This window comes from Luteimonas sp. KH_071 (assembly GCF_057838005.1).
This window is the reverse complement of record NZ_CM174458.1, coordinates 2,610,312-2,626,896: the sequence shown is the minus strand read 5'-3', so window position 1 is coordinate 2,626,896 and position 16,585 is coordinate 2,610,312. Positions and strand designations below refer to the sequence as shown.

At 67.0% G+C, this 16,585-nt stretch carries 15 protein-coding genes; 8 read left to right on the top strand and 7 right to left on the bottom strand.

From position 1 onward, the window contains the following. Positions 1-17: 17 nt before the first annotated feature. Together AC3IRM_RS12040 and AC3IRM_RS12035 are read right to left on the bottom strand one after the other, a co-directional pair. Positions 18-1,688, bottom strand: coding sequence for a DUF2207 domain-containing protein (locus AC3IRM_RS12040; RefSeq protein WP_489203375.1), 1,671 nt, complete (start codon positions 1,686-1,688; stop codon positions 18-20). A 7-nt stretch (positions 1,689-1,695) separates the two neighbouring features. Continuing rightward, a complete protein-coding gene (locus AC3IRM_RS12035; RefSeq protein WP_489203374.1) occupies positions 1,696-2,031 on the bottom strand; it encodes a hypothetical protein in 336 nt (111 codons plus the stop codon). Between the two features lie 176 nt (positions 2,032-2,207). Here AC3IRM_RS12035 and AC3IRM_RS12030 point away from each other — a divergent pair, with 176 nt between their 5' ends. Next, positions 2,208-2,714 (top strand): DUF4019 domain-containing protein, encoded by a 507-nt coding sequence (locus AC3IRM_RS12030; RefSeq protein WP_489203373.1) that lies wholly within the window; start codon positions 2,208-2,210, stop codon positions 2,712-2,714. A gap of 67 nt (positions 2,715-2,781) precedes the next feature. On the opposite strand, the gene AC3IRM_RS12025 is transcribed toward AC3IRM_RS12030, so the two are convergent. Continuing rightward, a complete protein-coding gene (locus tag AC3IRM_RS12025) occupies positions 2,782-3,006 on the bottom strand; it encodes an RNA-binding S4 domain-containing protein (protein ID WP_489203372.1) in 225 nt (74 codons plus the stop codon). A 199-nt stretch (positions 3,007-3,205) separates the two neighbouring features. Between AC3IRM_RS12025 and AC3IRM_RS12020 the strand changes: the two genes are divergently transcribed. Then, positions 3,206-4,276 carry a GGDEF domain-containing protein gene (locus AC3IRM_RS12020; RefSeq protein WP_489203371.1) on the top strand — a complete coding sequence of 357 codons (1,071 nt, stop codon included), beginning with the start codon at positions 3,206-3,208 and terminating at the stop codon, positions 4,274-4,276. A 195-nt stretch (positions 4,277-4,471) separates the two neighbouring features. Here the strand turns inward: AC3IRM_RS12020 and AC3IRM_RS12015 are convergent, their stop codons facing one another. From AC3IRM_RS12015 to AC3IRM_RS12005, 3 genes are all read right to left on the bottom strand, one after another. Beyond that, complete coding sequence (locus AC3IRM_RS12015; RefSeq protein ID WP_489203370.1) at positions 4,472-5,413, bottom strand: DMT family transporter; 942 nt, start codon at positions 5,411-5,413, stop codon at positions 4,472-4,474. Positions 5,414-5,477: 64 nt separating this feature from the next. Beyond that, positions 5,478-6,797, bottom strand: coding sequence for an NTP/NDP exchange transporter (locus AC3IRM_RS12010; protein WP_489203369.1), 1,320 nt, complete (start codon positions 6,795-6,797; stop codon positions 5,478-5,480). 12 nt (positions 6,798-6,809) lie between these two features. Then, on the bottom strand, positions 6,810-7,625 hold the full coding sequence (locus AC3IRM_RS12005; protein ID WP_489203368.1) for an aldo/keto reductase: 816 nt from the start codon (positions 7,623-7,625) through the stop codon (positions 6,810-6,812). A 425-nt stretch (positions 7,626-8,050) separates the two neighbouring features. Here AC3IRM_RS12005 and AC3IRM_RS12000 point away from each other — a divergent pair, with 425 nt between their 5' ends. After that, positions 8,051-9,313, top strand: coding sequence for an HD-GYP domain-containing protein (locus AC3IRM_RS12000; RefSeq protein WP_489203367.1), 1,263 nt, complete (start codon positions 8,051-8,053; stop codon positions 9,311-9,313). A 19-nt stretch (positions 9,314-9,332) separates the two neighbouring features. Then, the gene (locus tag AC3IRM_RS11995) at positions 9,333-10,571 is read left to right on the top strand and encodes a putative bifunctional diguanylate cyclase/phosphodiesterase (RefSeq protein ID WP_489203366.1); all 1,239 of its coding nucleotides are present in this window, start codon (positions 9,333-9,335) and stop codon (positions 10,569-10,571) included. Between the two features lie 67 nt (positions 10,572-10,638). Here the strand turns inward: AC3IRM_RS11995 and AC3IRM_RS11990 are convergent, their stop codons facing one another. Next, the gene (locus tag AC3IRM_RS11990) at positions 10,639-11,226 is read right to left on the bottom strand and encodes a superoxide dismutase (RefSeq protein ID WP_489203365.1); all 588 of its coding nucleotides are present in this window, start codon (positions 11,224-11,226) and stop codon (positions 10,639-10,641) included. Between the two features lie 164 nt (positions 11,227-11,390). Between AC3IRM_RS11990 and AC3IRM_RS11985 the strand changes: the two genes are divergently transcribed. From AC3IRM_RS11985 to AC3IRM_RS11970, 4 genes are all read left to right on the top strand, one after another. Then, positions 11,391-11,654 carry a glutaredoxin family protein gene (locus AC3IRM_RS11985; RefSeq protein ID WP_489205916.1) on the top strand — a complete coding sequence of 88 codons (264 nt, stop codon included), beginning with the start codon at positions 11,391-11,393 and terminating at the stop codon, positions 11,652-11,654. Continuing rightward, positions 11,651-12,409 carry an SDR family NAD(P)-dependent oxidoreductase gene (locus AC3IRM_RS11980; protein WP_489203364.1) on the top strand — a complete coding sequence of 253 codons (759 nt, stop codon included), beginning with the start codon at positions 11,651-11,653 and terminating at the stop codon, positions 12,407-12,409. The genes AC3IRM_RS11985 and AC3IRM_RS11980 overlap by 4 nt, the downstream gene beginning before the upstream one ends. After that, a complete protein-coding gene (locus AC3IRM_RS11975; RefSeq protein WP_489203363.1) occupies positions 12,406-13,008 on the top strand; it encodes a YhgN family NAAT transporter in 603 nt (200 codons plus the stop codon). The genes AC3IRM_RS11980 and AC3IRM_RS11975 overlap by 4 nt, the downstream gene beginning before the upstream one ends. Positions 13,009-13,264: 256 nt before the next feature. After that, a complete protein-coding gene (locus AC3IRM_RS11970) occupies positions 13,265-16,480 on the top strand; it encodes a TonB-dependent receptor (protein WP_489203362.1) in 3,216 nt (1,071 codons plus the stop codon). Positions 16,481-16,585 lie beyond the last annotated feature (105 nt).

The following is a 16,585-nucleotide window of genomic DNA, read 5'->3' as shown; positions in this document are numbered from 1 at the left end:
GCGCCCGCAGCCACTCCTCAGGTCCGGGCTAGCCTGGCGCTCCGCCGCTGCGTCTTCGGATGCGCCGATGCGGCAATCCGCGCCGCAAGGCTGTCGCCCATCGAGCGGCTGAAACGCGCGAGATCGGTGACTGCGAGTCCGCGATACCAACCGATGCCCGCGACCGCTTCGATCGCAGGTCCGTCGCCGACCTGCGCGGCGAACGCTTTCGTCCAGGCGTCCTCGACATCGAGCGCCACCGCGAACGGCAGCAGCCGCACATAGCGTGCGGCGTCCAGCGCTGGACCGGCCGGTCCGTCGCCGTGACGGCGTCCAGTCCGGTCGGCGCCGGCCAGATATCGACGCAGACCTTCCGCCTGCTCCAGCAGCCGCCGGCCTTCCGTGGTCGGCGTGCGCACCAGCAGGGCGAACGCGAGCAGCACCGGTGCCATCATCACGACGGCCACAACCGTCCACGGCAGCGCCGGCGAATGCCAGGCCAGCACCAGCGACGGCCCTGCGGTCGTGATCGCAACTGCCAGCGCGCCGAGGATGCTGCCGCCGTGCGCGCGGAACATCGCCGGCACGAAGCGTTTGCGCAACGCGGCTTCATGCGCTTTGCAGGCATGGGCGATCCGCGCCTGCTCGCGGCTGCGCAGGTCCACCGCGTCATCTGCTCCGGGCAGCAATGCCGTCAGTTGCGCGCGTTGCTCCATTGTCGGCAGGGTCTGCGCGCCTTCGTGCGTGCGCGCGATCCGCCAGCCGGTGCGCGTGCCCTGTGGCTGGCGATGGATGCACAGGTGATCGTCGACTGCGCTGGCCAGCAGGTCCGCCGTGAAGCAGCGCGCGTCGTAGCGCATGCGGCGCAGATAGCGCAGGCCCGCGGGCGAAAAGCCGGCGGGTGGCTCGGGCCGATCGGGCACTGCCCCCAGCGGTTGCGGGTGGCGGACCCGCCGCCAGCGCAGCACGCAGTACGCCGACAGCAGGCAGAGCCCGACCAGCGCGAAGATCAGGCCGGCATGGTCCTGCAGCCACCACAGTGCCCGCTGCCGCTTGGCCGGCGCGGCGATCACGCCCTTGGGGAATGCCAGTCGCACGTGCAGGCCTTCATGCGGCTGCAGCGGCCGGGCGAGCGTCCAGCGGGCAGTGCCCGCGGCAGACAGCGCGACATGGAAGTCGCGGCCGGCAGCACCGGTGACGCCCGAGGCCTGCAGCGTGTCGACCGCGACGGCTCTCGGCAATGTCACCGTCACCGTGCCCTGTTCGACCGGCACCGCCTGGTCACTGCCGATCGCGTTGAGTGACAGCACATCCTGTGTCTCGCTGAAGACGGGTTGCCGCGTCGTGCGGTAGTGCAGCGTGTAGACCGGCTGCGATGGCATCTTCAGGTGGCTAGTGTCGCCGGTGTACAGGCGCAGCGCGCGGCCGACGCGTTCGATCCGCCAGGGTTCGACGCGGCCATCGCGCAGTACATCCTGTACCTGCAGGTCGGTGACGACGTGATCGCCGTGAGGATCGCGATAGCGGAGCGGGAAATCGCGGATGAGTCCGTGGCGGAAGGTGCGGCCTTCTGCACGCAGTTCGATGCGCTCGGTGACATCCAGACGACCGTCGGCAAGCACGCGCACGTCGACGTCGTGACGGAGGATCCGCTCCTGCGCCCAAGCAGGCATCGCGAGACAGACAAGCAGCAGAAGCGCAAACCGCATCAGCGCGTCATCTCCACGGGCACCACCTGACCGCTGTCAGCCCTGGCCTGGAAGCACGCGGCCGGACCGATGCCCGTCGCGCGCGCGACGCGCGCGCGACGATCGTAGCGGGCACGCGCCGCACCGCGTCGTTCCGCACGGCGCCCGCGCGTTCGTGACCCGCACAGGCCTGCACCGCGCTGACGGGCTGCGGCAGCAGTTCGGGGCGGCGCATCCGCTGCACATCGATGTCGAACCACGCGGTCCGCCCCTGGTTGCGCCGGCGCACCAGGCGGTTGAGGACGACGACCGTCCACGCCAGCAGGAATGCGAGCGGCAGCGCGCCGATGGGGATGGTCGTCATCGACGACCGCCTGCGATGTCCCGGGCTCGATCCATGGACCTTGCGGAAGCAGGGAAGCGCCCGAGCATACCCGCTCGGTGCGGGATGGCCACCTCGGGTCTGCACGCGCTTGCCGGCCGGGATGCAATGCGTACACTCGGTCCACTTCAAGCAGTTCTGCGAGGAACTTCACGATTATGAACACCCTACGCCTGTCGCTGTCGGCCGCTCTGCTGGTCGCCTTCGCTTCCACTGCAAGTGCACAGCAGCCGGCTGCGCAGCCCGCCGCCCAGCAGGGCGCGACCGCCCAGCAGCAGCTCACGCCCGAGCAGCAGGCGCAGGTCGCGCGACAGGATGCCGAGATGGGCGCCGCCGCCCTGCAGGTGATGCAGATGATCGACGGCAACCGTGCGGGTGAGGTCTGGGACGGCGCGTCGACGACGATGAAGAGCGCGGTGACGCGCGATGAATTCGTGCAGCAGCTCAACATCGACCGCAACCGGCTCGGTGCGCCGACCAAGCGTGACCAGCCCGTAGTCAGCCGTTCGCAGTTCCGCGCCGGTGAAGCCGTGCCGGAAGGCATCTACATCAATGTCGCGTCGCCGACCACCTTCGCCAGCCAGCCGCAGGCCGTGCGCGAACTGGTGTCTTTCCGTCTCGACGAGGACCGCACCTGGCGCGTGTCGGGCTACAGCGTCCGCTGAGCCGACATTCGATTGGGTGTTGCCGGACGGCGCCTGCGGGCGCCGTTCGTGTGTCCGCGTGTCCAGATCACCCTGCAGCGACGACGCGGATCACCTGTCCGTCGAGTTCGACGGTCTGGTTCGCGCGGATCTTGCAGGTTTTGCGCAGTTCGACCTCGCCATCGACGAACACCGCACCGCTGGCGACGATCGCCTTGCCGGCGCCGCCGCTGTCGCACAGGCCCGCGAGCTTAAGCAACTGGTTGAGTTCGACGTGGTCGCGTTCCAGCGGAAAATCGATTGGCGCGGGCATCGGTCGGTCTCGCGTTCGGGGCTACCAGTATCGACGATCGGATCGCTGCACCGGGTAGCCCGCATCGCGGGCCACGCTTCGCGACCGGTACGGTGGCGTGTCAGGCATGTGCGTCGCGCGTGCGTTACCGTGTGCATTGTCCACCGAGAAGCAACGCGATGGCTGCCCGCCGTTTGCGCCACGCAGGCGCCTTCTACCGATGATCCGACCGCCGATGCCAGCCGACGAGTCAGCGCGACAGGCCGCGCTCGACGCCTACCGGATCCTCGATACGCCGCGAGAGGACGCCTATGACGATCTGGTCGCGATCGCTGCGGCGATCTGCGATGTTCCGATGGCGCTCATCACGCTGATCGACCACGATCGCCAGTGGTTCAAGTCGGCGCAGGGCGTCGAAGGCAGCGAGAGCTCCAGGGAGGAAGCGTTCTGCGCGCATGCGATCCTCGATCCCACGCAGACGCTGGTGGTGCCCGATGCACGTCGGGACCCGCGCTTCAGTGGCAACCCGATGGTGACCGGCGGGTTGCGAATCCGGTTCTACGCAGGCGCGCCACTGCGCGCGGCGGACGGCCAGCCGCTGGGCACGTTCTGTGTGCTCGACGACAAGCCACGCGAACTCGGTCCCGCGCAGCGCACTGCGCTGGAGGCCCTGTCGCGACAAGCCTCGCGACTGATGGAACTGCACCGTGTCAGCTGCGACTTGCATCTGCAGCTCGACGAGCGCGCCTGGTACGAAGAGCAACTGCTGCACTACCAGCAGGAACTGGAGCACCAGAACGCGGATCTCGCGGAACAGTCGTTGACCGACCCGTTGACAGGCCTCGCGAATCGCCGTGCATTCTCGCGCACGCTGGAGCAGGCGATCACCCAGGCGCATACGCTCGGCAGCCCGCTGTCTGTTTCCATCGTCGACATCGACCACTTCAAATCGATCAACGATCTGCACGGCCATGCCGAAGGCGACCGCGTCCTGCAGTCCTTGGGCGCGGTATTGCTGTCGACCGAAGCGGCGCGCGGGCGCGTCGCGCGCTACGGCGGCGAGGAGTTCGTACGTCTGCTGCCGGACCGTGTGCTGGCGGATGCGGCGCGCGAATCGGAATACCTGCGCGAAGCGGTCGCGGCGATGCCGACCGGACTGCCGGTGACGATCAGTATCGGCGTCGCCGCATTGCAGGACGGCGAAGACGCGTCCTCGCTGCTCAAGCGCGCGGACCAGGCGCTGTATCAGGCCAAGCGTGCGGGACGCGACCGGGTCTGCACGTCGGCCTGAGTCTGCGCATCGCACCGCAGCAGGGGAGGCGCGCGGCGAAATCGATCAATGCCGTGCCGCGGTCCATCGCCCGGAATTCTTTCGGTTGCATGCCGGGATCGTGTTGATCGCGTTGAACGCCTGCATAGCGCAGGCAGGGCGATGGCTCCGCTGCGCTCCACGTATGGACTGCGTACCGCAGTGTGCCGGGGACCCTCAGTCCACGATCTGCTTGGCTTCGCCGGCGGCAAGATTCTCCGGATGCACGATGCGCCCCGGCCGTGTCAGCAGCGGGTACACCAGCACTGCGGCGAGGATGATCGCCACGCCCGCGTAGAAGCGCGGGGTGAGTTCGTGCTGTTCGCCGAGCAGCACGATGGCGAGTGCGATCGCGTAGACCGGTTCCAGATTCACTGCCAGCTGCGCGGCGAACGCGCTCATGTAGCGCAGCGCCACCAGAGACAGGGCGAACGGCAGCAGCGTGCAGGCGAACGCGAGCAGCAGCAGATACGCGCCGTCCTGCAGGCTGGGCAGCGTGAGCAGGCTGCCGGCAAAGGCCGGAAACAACAGTGGCATCAGCGGCGCGAGCAGGGTCAGCGTCAGCGTGCCGGCGCCGAGTTCGAGCGCGGTGACGGTCAGCGGATCGGCACGCTCGACCAGGCGCTTGTTCAACGAACCGAAGCAGGCGACGAACAGCGCCGACAGGGCGCCGACCGCCACCCCGATCCGCATACCGTCCGGAATGCCGCCGACTACCAGCGCCACGCCCGGCAGCACGGCGACGCCGAGCGCGAGTTCGCGCCACGAGAAGCGGCTGCGTGCGACCAGCGGCTCGATCAGCGCGATGAACACCGTCGCCAGCGCCATGCAGGTCGCCGCGACAGACGCATTGGCGAGTTTCACCGCGCCGTAGAACGTGAGCCAGTGCAGCGCGACCAGCGCGCCGACGCCGGCGTAGGCCAGCAGCAGGCGCGGCGGCAGCGCGCGCACGCCGCGCCACACCCGCGGCAGCAGCATCAGCGTGCCGGCGACCAGCAGCATCCGCCACCACACCAGCGGGAGCGCGGGCAGGGTGATGAGCTTGCCGAGGATGGCGGTGAAGCCCCACAGCAGGACGCAGAAGTGGATCTGCCAGTGGGCTTTCGTCGTGGGCTGCATCGGAGAGGGCGCCGGCAAGGGCGCGCATTATCCATCGCCGGTGTCCGCTGCGGGCGGACGTCGGTCAGCGCCGCGGTGCGGTGGTCCCGTCCGAGGTCGAGCGGGGCGATTCCAGGTCCGCCTGCCGTTGCTGCGCCCGGCCCAGCCAGATACCCAGCGCGGCCCACACGAGTGCCAGCGGCACGACCACACTGACCAGGCCCCCGAGCGCCATCCCCAGCCGCCCGAGCACGCCCTCGGTCTGCGCGCCGACCACGTCGCCGACGCGATAGACGAAGGTGTCGATGAAGGCCTTGGCCTTGTATTTGTCCTCGCGGCCGACGACGGTGAACAGGGTTTCGCGCGCGGGACGGGTGAGGCCGCGCTGGATCGCCCGGTTCGTCGCTTCGAGCAGGATCAGCACCAGGAACGAGCCGTAGATCGCCAGGCCGATGAAGCCGACCGCCATCGCGATCGGCAACAGCGCCAGTGCGAATGCCAGTCCAAGCCGGCGGATGATGTGTCCGGTCAGCGTGACCTGCAGCACCAGCACCGCGATCTGGGTCCACATGTCGATGTTGCCGAGCAGGCCGGTACGCGCGTCGAGGTCGGTTTCCGCGGCGGCCACCATCTGCAGGCGGGTGAAGTAGATGAAGGTCGCGACGATGGTCATGATCACCACGTAGCCGGCGATGCCCATCAGATAGCGCGACGCGAACACCGCGCGAATGCCGGCCAGCGCGCTACCGCCGATGCGGACGGCTTCCTGGTCCTGCAGCTGTGCATCGCGCGGCCCGTCGGTCCGCAGCCGCACCAGCCACCAGGCCAGCGCGATCGACACCCCGAGAAACGCGGCGGCCACCAGCAGCAGCACCGGCGTGCCCAGCGGCTCCGCCAGTCGCGCGGCGAGCCAGGGACCGAAGATCGCGCCGAGCGTGCCGCCGACCGCGATCAAGGCGAACAGGCGCTTGGCCTGATCACTGCTGAAGCGATCGGCCAGCAGTGCCCAGAACACCATCGTCACGAACAGGTTGAAGACGCTGAACCAGACATAGAACACCTGGCCGCTGCGCGCGCCGACTGCGCCGGGCGCGAACACCAGCAGCGCCCAGAAGCCGACCAGACTCAGCGCGAAGAACGCGTAGGTCGCCGAGATGAAGTGCAACCGCCGCAGCCGCGCGACCAGCCAGCCGAATACCGGATTGACCAGCAACGTGACCACCGCCGTGCCGATGAACAGCCAGCGCACGCTGTCGAGACCACGCTCCATGCCCAGCGCGTCCCGCGCCGGCCGCAGCATCATCAGCGCGCTCAGGATGCAGAAGAAGAACAGGCCTGCCACGAGCACCGGCGCAGCCTCGCCGCGGCGCAGGTTGAACAGATCCGCGATCCTGCTGGTGGTCATCGTGGCCGTCCGTCAGGCGAACTGCGCGACGAGCTCGGCCTGCTGCGCCTCGCTCAGCAAGGGGCCCGTGCCAGCGCGCAGCTGGTCGGCCTGTCGGTCGGGACGGCCGGTGGCCGGGATCACCGCGGTCACCGCCGGATGGCTGATCGCGAACTTCAGGAACATCTGCGACCAGGTCGTCACGCCGACTTCGGCAGACCAGTCCGGCAGCACCGTGTCAGTGACGCGCGCGAACAGCTTGCCGTCGTCGAACGCCCGGTTGATCAATACCGCGATCCCGAGCTCCTGGGCGACCGGCAGCACGGTCTGCGCAGCCTGCGGGGCGTTGACCGAATAGTTGACCTGCACGAAGTCCGGGCGAAGCGCGCGCATCGCGTCGACCAGGGCCGCGTGCCCGCTTTCGAGATAGTGGGTGAGGCCGATGTACTTCGTCGCGCCGGCGTCCTTCAGCTGCTGCGCGTACGGCCAGGCGATGTCGAGTGCGCGCAGGTTGTGGACCTGCAGCAGTTCGACGTGATCGGTCTGCAGGCGGCGCTGGCTCTGCGCCCACTGCGCCTCCATCGCAGCGCGATCGTCGGCGGCGATCTTGGTCGCCAGGAAGCAGCGGTCGCGCCAGCCGCCGGCGGCGAGCAGGGCGCCGAGCACTTCATCGGCATTGGTGTAATTGGGCGAGGTATCGAAGAGCGTCGCGCCGCCGTCGAAGAAGACCTGGATGGTCTCCTGCAGGCGGGCGAAATCCGGCGAGTCCAGCGCGATCTCGTAGCTGCCGGAGGTGCCCGCGCCGATCGCCGGTACGGTTTCGCCTGTCGAGGGAATGGCGCGGGTCATCAGCCCGCCTGCGTTCGGCGGCGCGGCGCCGGGGACCGGCCCTGGCGCGGGTGGCGCGGCGGATTCGCGACTGCAGGCGGCAAGCGGCGCCAGGACGAGCCCAGCGGCTGCGAGCGAGGCTGTGCTGAGAAAACGGCGACGGGACGGCATGGCGGAGGCTCCTGCATCGGCTCGGCTTCCGATCATAGGCGGTCTGTCGGTTCGGGTCCCTCGACGGCGTGGGTCGCGTTTGACATTTCCGGTCCGAATCGAAAGATCCCGAGGTCACGACGCGGCAACGACGGAGACAGCCTGTACGCTGTGCGCCCGGCCGGATCTGACCCCTCACGCCGGTTTGCCGCAGCGTGCATCGCCCATCCATGAGCGACCGCAACGGCAAAACCTTGGGGGTGGTCGGGTCGTGGCCCGGGAGGGCCAATGCAACGATGACGCTGGACGAACGCAAGCTCGCGGTGCATGAGCTGGAAGTGGGCATGTATGTGTGCCGCCTGGATCGGCCTTGGGAGGGCACGCCGTTCCTATTGCAGGGGCTCACGATCGAGTCGGCGGACGATATCCACATGCTGGCGAGCCTGTGCCGGCATGTCTTCGTCGATATCCAGCGTGGCCTGGCGCCGTCTGGCGTGGGATTGCAGCTGCTGGATCACGCGCCCGCCAAGCCCGCCGCGCCGCCGACGCTGCGCTGGCGCAGCTATGGAAACGACGAGATCGCCGCGCTGCAGGGCACGACGGTCTACCCCGAACGCGTGGAGTTCGAGCAGGAGCTTGAGCAGGCGCGCGAGGCGCACGCGCAGGTCGCCAGGTTCGCCGGGCGCGTGCTCGACGACGTCCGCGAGGGTCGCGCGGTCGCCGCGGAGGAGGTCCGCAGCGCGGTCGAACCGATGGTGCGCAGTTTGGTGCGCAATGCAGATGCGTTTCTGTGGCTGGATGCGCTGCGCGCGCGCGGTGACTACGAGTACCGGCATGCGTTGTCGTGCAGCGCACTCGCCGCCGCGTTCGGACGCCATGTCGGATTGCCGCAGACCTTGCTGGTCGACCTGGCCAGCGGTGCGCTGTTGCTCGATATCGGAAAGTTGCGACTGGATCCGGCCTTGCTCGGTACCACGGCCGTGTATAGCGATGACGAGCGTCGACGGATGCAGGCACATGTCGAAGAGGGCCTGGCGCTCGTCGATGCAGGCGGCGCCGTGCCCGAGCACGTTCGCGACATGATCCGCACACATCACGAACGGGTCGATGGCAGCGGGTATCCGCGCCGGCTTGAAGGTGATGCGATCCCTTTGCTGGGTCGCATCGCCGCCGTGGTCGATGCCTATGATGCGATGACCAGCGAACGCTCCCATCAGTCTGCAGTGGCCCAGCATGTCGCGCTGCAGTCCCTCTACCGCGGGCGCGGCAGCCAGTTCGCCGCCGAGATCGTCGAGCAGTTCATGCAGTGCATGAGCGTGTATCCGATCGGTGCGCTTGTGGAGCTGAGCAGTGGCGAGGTGGCGATCGTGACTGCGCAGAACGCCGCGCGCCGGCTGCAGCCGCGGGTGATGGTATTGACCGGACCCGACAAGCAGGTTCTGTCGCGGTTCCACTCGATCGACCTGATGGTACGGGCGCACAGCGATGATGCGGTGCGGATCGCCAGCGCTCTCGCACCGGGCGCCTACGGCCTCGACCCGGTCGACCTGTTCCTGTGACACGGCCCCGGTATCCCAGGTGCTGAACCACGCCACGGTGCTGGCCGAAGTGGCCGCATGTCTGCAGCAGACGGTACGTCCGGATGCGCCGCTCGGCGTGCTCGTGCTGCGCGCGCAGCGCGTACGCGAGATCGAGCTCACCTTGGGGTATGCGGCCGGCGAGGCGCTGGGCCATGCGATGCAGGCCGCGCTGGAAGCGGCGGTACGCCCCGGCGACCGTGTCATCCGGATCGGCGCGCATGATTTCCTGGTGTTGCTGCCCGCATTGCGCGGCCGCTCGCACGCCGCGCTCGGCGCGGCCAAGTTCGTGCGTGCCCTGCAACAGCCGCTCGACTTCGGCGGGCAGCGGGCACAGCCGACCGTTGTGGCCGGTATCGCGATGGGGCCGGAAGACAGCGATGACGCGGAGCTGCTGTGCCGGCGCGCCGACCGGGCCTGCGACGCGGCGGTGGACGTCGTGGAACGGTTTGCGTTCTGGAAGGCGCCGCGGATTCCACTCGACACGTTGCACGAGGATCTGCGGGCGGCGATCGCGGACAATCAGCTGTCCGTGTATCTGCAACCGATCGCAGCACTGCCCGGTCGCCGCGTCCACGGCTATGAAGCCCTGTCGCGGTGGACACATCCGCAGCTCGGACATATCCCGCCCGACGTTTTTATCGATGTCGCCGAACGCGGTGGCACGATCGGCGAGCTGACCCGCTGGAACGTCAACGTCGCATTACGCCATCTCGCGGCCCTGCGCACGGCGGGACAGGTGACCCGGATCTCGATCAACCTGTCGGCCGTTGCGCTGCAGCTGCCGGGATTCGTCGACCAGGTCCTCGATCTGCTGCGCCTGTGGAACGTGCCCGGCGAAGCACTGGTTTTCGAGATCACCGAAAGCGCGCTGATGCGCGACATGGAACGCTGCAGTCATCTGCTGGGCCAGTTGCGCGAAGGCGGCGTGCGGATCGCGATCGACGATTTCGGCACCGGCTATTCGTCGCTCGCCTACCTGCGGCGCTTGCCGGTCGATGCGATCAAGATCGACCGCAGCTTCATCCGCGACATGGTCGGGGATCCCCGGGCGCACAGGATCGTCGGTACGATGATCGAGCTTGCACATGACCTCGGCCTCGTGGTCGTGGCTGAAGGCATCGAGGACGAGGCGACGCTCGCCCTGTTGCGCGACGCGCGCTGCGACGCCGTGCAAGGTTATCTGATCGGACGGCCGGCGCCGGCCGACGACGTGGTCCGGCGCGCGCTCGACCGCTAGCGGGTGCGGCGATACGGCCGTGCATGCGCCCTTGCGGCGCGTAGGCTGCAGGACGAGCGGGCAGCCGTCACCGCAGGCGCGCCGCCACCGCGTCCCAGTTCACCAGTTGCCAGAACGCTTCGAGATATTTCTGCCGGTTGTCGCGGTAGTCGAGATACCAGGCGTGTTCCCACAAGGAGATCGCCAGCAGTGGCGTGTCCTGGCCGGTGATCGGCGTGGCCGCGTTCGCGGTCGCCGCCAGCGCGAGTCGGCCGTCGGGGCGCTGCAGCAGCCAGACCCAGCCGGCGCCGAACGTCGACAGGGTCAGTGCATCGAAACGCGCACGGAATCCGGCGAAGTCTCCGAACTGGCGCGTAATCGCCTCCGCAAGGCGGCCCTTCGGCTCGCCACCACCGCCCGCTGCAGACGGCTTGAGCGAGTGCCAGTAGAAGCTGTTGTTCCAGGCCTGCGCGGCATGATCGAACGCGGCGCCCTGCGCCTTGCGGACGATCGCTTCGAGTGGCGCATCCGCCAGGTCGGTGCCCGTCAGCAGGGCATTGAGCTGCTCCAGATGCGCGCGCTGCAGATGGCCGTGATGCTGGTCGAGCGTGTCGCCCGACAAATGCGGCTCCAGCGCGGTGCGGTCGTAGGGCAGCGGGGCGAGTTCGAGGGGCATGGACGTCGGTCCGGTGGTCGATGGCGGCGACGCGATAGAATGCACCAATTCCGAAACCCGATCCCCGCCGGCGACGTCGCGCGGTGTGGTCTACAGGGAGCGTCACCGTGTCGATCCTCGAAGACATCCAGGCCGAAATCGACGGTCACGCGATCGTATTGTTCATGAAGGGCACGCCGCAGTTTCCGATGTGCGGATTTTCCAGCCGCACCGTGGCGGCGCTGCGCGAGGCCGGGGCCGAGCACTACCGCACGATCAACGTGCTCGAGGCGCCTGAGATCCGCGCCAACCTGCCGCGTTTCTCGAACTGGCCCACGTTCCCGCAGCTCTTCATCCATGGCGAGCTGATCGGCGGCTGCGACATCACGCTCGAGCTGCACGAGTCGGGCGAGCTGTCCCGCATGGTCACCGAGGTCCTCGACGCGTGAGCGCGCAGGCTGGATCGGCCGGTCTGCCGGGCGCGTTGGCCGGGCGCGTCGTGCTCGTGGTCGGCGCCGCCGGTGGACTCGGCGAAGCGGCGTCACTCGGCTGCGCCGAGGCGGGTGCGTCGCTGGTCCTGCTGGGTCGGCGCGTGCCCAAACTCAACCGGTTGCATGACCGTCTGCAGAAGACCGGTGCCGCGCCCGCGCTGTATCCGCTCGATCTCGAAGGCGCCACGCCGGACGATCATGCCGAACTCGCCGCACGCATCGAAGCGGAATTCGGCCGGCTCGACGGCATCCTGCACGTCGCCGCGTCCTTCGATGGCCTGACGCCGCTCGAACTGACCGATCCGGCTGCGTTCGCACGCGCGCTGCACGTCAACCTCACCGCGCGCTGGTGGCTGACCCAGGCCTGCCTGCCCCTGCTGCGCCACTCGGGCGACGGGGCGGTGGTGTTCGCGATCGATGATCCGGCGCGTACGACAGGCGCCTACTGGGGCGGTTACGGGCTGGCCCAGGCAGGCCTGTCCGCGCTGGTCGGCATGCTGCAGGACGAACTCGGCGATGCACCGGTGCGCGTCAGTGGTCTGCTGCCGCCGCCGATGCGCACGCCGCTGCGCGCCAGAGCGCATGTCGAAGCCGAAGACCGCGTCGCGCGGCCGCCGGTCGAGGTCGCAGCCCAGTGCGTGCAACTGCTGTCGCCCGCCGGCGCAGCGCACCGCGGTCGGCTCTGGTCGCCCGATGGAGCGTCTCCCGCATGACCATCGCCTCGGCCGCGCTGTTGCTGTTCCTGATCCTGGATCCGCTGGGCAACATTCCGGTGTTCCTGAGCATGCTGCGTCGGCTCACGCCACAGCGGCAGCGCATCGTGCTGGCCCGCGAACTGCTCATCGCACTCGTGGTGCTGATGCTGTTCCTGTGGGCGGGCAAATACGCGCTCGAAGTCATGCACCTGCGCCAGGAATCGGTCGCGATCGCCGGCGGCATCGTGCTGTTCCTGATCGGCATCCGCATGATCTTCCCGCCGCCGGAGGGGTTGATGGGCGAGATTCCAGACGGCGAGCCCTTCATCGTGCCGATGGCGATTCCGCTGGTCGCCGGGCCGTCCGGCATGGCGGCGGTCATGCTGATGGGCAGCAACGAACCCGATCGGCTCGGCGAATGGAGCCTCGCGCTGCTCATCGCCTGGGGCGCGACGGCAGCGATCCTGTTTTCGGCCACCTATCTCTACAAACTGCTCGGTGCGCGTGCCTTGACCGCGATCGAGCGGCTGATGGGCATGTTGCTGGTCGCGATCTCCGTCCAGATGCTGCTCGACGGCCTGGTGAGCTACCTCAGGACCGGCCTCGCGCCTATGTGAGGCCGGCGTGACCGAGTCGAGACAAGGACTTACGTCCGATTGCTCGCGCTGGTCATAAATATCAATGTGGTCAGTGAGTTGCGTGACGCGGGAACTGTCATGGCACTGTCATACGCGTTGGTTACCGTGTTAACCTGTTGTTAACCGCAGCGCTTCGCCCGAGGGCTGTGGTGGGGCCCCCATTCTTGTTTCAAGACCTGATCGTCGCCCGCCATCCGGCGCGCGCCGCACTCTACGCATCGAGGCTATAAAACCCATGAACCACTCGCATCGCGCCCGACTCTCCAAGCTGTCGCTCGGCCTGATCGTCGCCCTTGCAGCTGCTCCCGCGTTCGCGCAGAGCACCTCCGCCGGTGTCGGCGGCCAGGTGACAGGGGCAGGCGGCGCCCCGGTGACCGGCGCAGACGTGACCATCGTGCACACCGAGTCCGGCACTGTCAGCCGCGCCACGACGGATGCGAGTGGCCGTTACAACGCACGCGGCCTGCGCGTGGGTGGTCCGTACTCGATCACCGTGACCAAGGCAGGCGAGGGCACGCGGACAGAAGACAACGTTTACCTGAATCTCAACCAGGTCAACACCGTCAACACGGCGCTGACCGGTGACATGACCACGTTGCAGACTGTGGCGGTGACGGCAATCGGCGGCGGCTCGGAAATCTTCAGCGCCAACAAGATGGGCACCGGCACCAACGTGACGAGTGACCAGCTCGAATCGCTGCCCTCGATCAGCCGTACGCTGCAGGACTACGCTCGCCTCGACCCGCGCGTGTCGCAGACCGACAAGGGCCGCAACGAGATCTCGATCGGCGGTCAGAACCCGCGCTACAACGCGATCCGCGTCGACGGCATCAACAGCGGCGACACCTTCGGCCTGGAATCCAACGGTCTGGCAGCACCTCGTCAGCCGTTCTCGATGGACACCATCGATGAAATCGCCGTGGACGTGGCCAACTATGACGTCACGATTTCCGGTGGTGTGGGCGGCGTGATCAACGCGGTCACCAAGTCGGGCACGAATACCTTTGGCGGCACCGTCTACGGTATCTACCGTGACAACGACTGGTCGGGCAAGAACCAGAACGATGTGCGTCCGGTGCTGTTCGACAGCGAGAACACCTACGGCGTGACCTTCGGTGGCCCGATCATCAAGGATCGGCTGTTCTTCTTCGCGAACTACGAGAAGTACACAGGTAAGAACCTGTTCATCGGCAACTCCAGCTTCGGCCCGATCGGCTCCGGCGCCAGCAATATCGTCGGCATTTCCCAGGGCGACATCGACCGCGTGATCGGCATCGCCCGCAACACCTGGGGCTTCGATGCCGGTTCGCTGGTGCTTCCTCCGCTCGACACCGAGTCCGAGGAATATGGCCTCAAGATCGACTGGAACATCAACGATAACCATCGTGCAAGCTTCCGCTACGCCAAGTCTGAGCAGAACCAGGCCTACCTGCAGGGCTTCACCAACAGCGCTCTGGCTCTCAACACCTACCACTACACCAAGAGCTACGAGGTCGAGACCTCGACCGCGCAATTGTTCAGTGACTGGAACGACCGCTTCTCGACGGAGTTCAAGGTTTCGTACCGTGACTACTTCGTGCCGCGCGTGCCGCTGGCCAATCTGCCGGCGATCTCGGTCCGTATCGGCAACAACACGCTGAACCTGGGTACCGAAGAAAACACCCACGTCAACGAGGTCGGCACCAAGACCTGGAACGCGTTCTTCGCCGGTAATCTGTTCCTCGGTGATCACACGCTGAAGTTCGGCTTCGATTACGAAGACAACGATATCTACAATCTGTACGGTCGTCGCCTCAATGGCGTGTACAACTACCTCAGCATTGCCGATTTCGAGGCGGGTCGCGCCAGTACCTACCAGCTGTTCTATCCGCGCGAAGGCGATCCGAACAACATGGCTGCGATCTTCGGGCTGAAGAATGTCGGGCTGTTCCTGCAGGATTCGTGGGCGATCAACTACAACCTGACGTTGAATCTCGGCGTGCGTTACGACGAGCCGCGCGTCAGCGGCTCGCCGTTCTACAACCCGCGCGCGTTCGCCGCCTTCGGCTTCGACAACAGCCAGACCATCGACGGTAATGGCCTGTTCCAGCCGCGCGCCGGCTTCAACTACACCTTCGACAGCGAACTGCCGACGCAGCTGCGCGGCGGCGTGGGTCTGTTCCAGGGTGCGGCTGCAAGCGTGTGGCTCTCGAATGGCTTCTCGAACTACGGCCGCGAAGCCTACGTTGATTACCTGTTTACTGCGACGCAGGGTTTCAACGGCTTCAGCCCGGATCCGGCCGCCCAGTGCGCGCTGGTCAGCCAGAACGGTCGTCCGTGTCCGCCGAACGCGTTCGGTTCCGGCGCCGAGGCGATCGACTTCATCGATCCCGCTCTGGGCCAGCCCGCAGTGTGGAAGGCGAACCTGGCGTTCGATACCGAGCTGCCGATCTGGGGCGTCGTTGCGTCCGCCGAGGGCGTCTGGACCCAGGTCAAGGAAGCGATCTACTACCAGGAACTGAATCTCGGTGCTTCGAGCCGCGTTGGCCAGGACGGGCGTCTTCTGTACTGGAATCCGGCGGGTTACAACACGGCAAGCTGGAACCAGCAGGGCGTCGGCACCGGCGTCAACGCGCGTGCGGGTCGCAGGCCCGAATTCACCAACGTGATCATCGCCCGCCCCACCGACGAGGGTGAGAGCCAGCAGTACACGTTCGCGCTCAACAAGCCGTTCAACGACAGCGACTGGTCGTGGCAGCTGGCCTACACCTACACCTACGCCACCGAAGTCAGCGCGCTGACCAGCTCGACGTCCGGTTCGCAGCTCGGCAACACTGCGGTGTTCCAGGCGAACGAGGCGGTTGCTTCGCGCTCCAACTACGAGATCCGCGACCGCTTCTCGGCCGCGCTGACCTGGAAGCGTGCGTTCTTCGGTGACAACAACACCTCGGTGGCGATGTTCTACGAAGGCCGCTCGGGTCGTCCGTTCAGCTATACCTTCGACAACGATGCCAACGGCGACGGTCGTGTCAACGATCTGCTGTACATCCCGACCGGTCCTGGCGACGTGAGCTTCGCCAACGCAACGGAAGAGGCCGCGTTCTGGGCATACGTCGATGGCGACGAATACCTGCGTTCACACAAGGGCCAGATCGCCGGCCGCAATGCCGCGCGCAACGAATGGGTCAACCAGTTCGACATCCGCATCTCGCAGGAATTCCCGGGCTTCTTCAACGGGAACAAGGCCGAGATTGCACTGGACATCCTCAATGTCGGCAATCTGATCAACAAGGACTGGGGTCGTGTCGAAGAGGTGGGCTTCCCGGCAATGAAGGGCATCGTCGAGTACGGCGGCCTGGATGCGGACGGCAAGTACCGCTACCGCTTCAACACCCCGGACACTGCGAACATCTACGACGACCGTGGCATTTCCCGCTGGGCCGCGCAGCTCAGCTTCCGCTACAAGTTCTGATCCATTGAGTTCACGGTAATCTGAGAACGGCCGGGGAAACCCGGCCGTTTTCTTATGTGCGGGGTCCTGCGCTACAGTGCCGCACCCATACGAAAAGCGAAGAAG

Excerpts from the sequence above, each read along its gene's own strand:
- AC3IRM_RS12040 (WP_489203375.1), bottom strand. The coding sequence starts at position 1,688 with ATGCGGTTTGCGCTTCTGCTGCTTGTCTGTCTCGCGATGCCTGCTTGG.
- AC3IRM_RS12035 (WP_489203374.1), bottom strand. The coding sequence starts at position 2,031 with ATGACGACCATCCCCATCGGCGCGCTGCCGCTCGCATTCCTGCTGGCG.
- AC3IRM_RS12030 (WP_489203373.1), top strand. The coding sequence starts at position 2,208 with ATGAACACCCTACGCCTGTCGCTGTCGGCCGCTCTGCTGGTCGCCTTC.
- AC3IRM_RS12025 (WP_489203372.1), bottom strand. The coding sequence starts at position 3,006 with ATGCCCGCGCCAATCGATTTTCCGCTGGAACGCGACCACGTCGAACTC.
- AC3IRM_RS12020 (WP_489203371.1), top strand. The coding sequence starts at position 3,206 with ATGATCCGACCGCCGATGCCAGCCGACGAGTCAGCGCGACAGGCCGCG.
- AC3IRM_RS12015 (WP_489203370.1), bottom strand. The coding sequence starts at position 5,413 with ATGCAGCCCACGACGAAAGCCCACTGGCAGATCCACTTCTGCGTCCTG.
- AC3IRM_RS12010 (WP_489203369.1), bottom strand. The coding sequence starts at position 6,797 with ATGACCACCAGCAGGATCGCGGATCTGTTCAACCTGCGCCGCGGCGAG.
- AC3IRM_RS12005 (WP_489203368.1), bottom strand. The coding sequence starts at position 7,625 with ATGACCCGCGCCATTCCCTCGACAGGCGAAACCGTACCGGCGATCGGC.
- AC3IRM_RS12000 (WP_489203367.1), top strand. The coding sequence starts at position 8,051 with ATGACGCTGGACGAACGCAAGCTCGCGGTGCATGAGCTGGAAGTGGGC.
- AC3IRM_RS11990 (WP_489203365.1), bottom strand. The coding sequence starts at position 11,226 with ATGCCCCTCGAACTCGCCCCGCTGCCCTACGACCGCACCGCGCTGGAG.
- AC3IRM_RS11985 (WP_489205916.1), top strand. The coding sequence starts at position 11,391 with ATGAAGGGCACGCCGCAGTTTCCGATGTGCGGATTTTCCAGCCGCACC.
- AC3IRM_RS11975 (WP_489203363.1), top strand. The coding sequence starts at position 12,406 with ATGACCATCGCCTCGGCCGCGCTGTTGCTGTTCCTGATCCTGGATCCG.
- AC3IRM_RS11970 (WP_489203362.1), top strand. The coding sequence starts at position 13,265 with ATGAACCACTCGCATCGCGCCCGACTCTCCAAGCTGTCGCTCGGCCTG.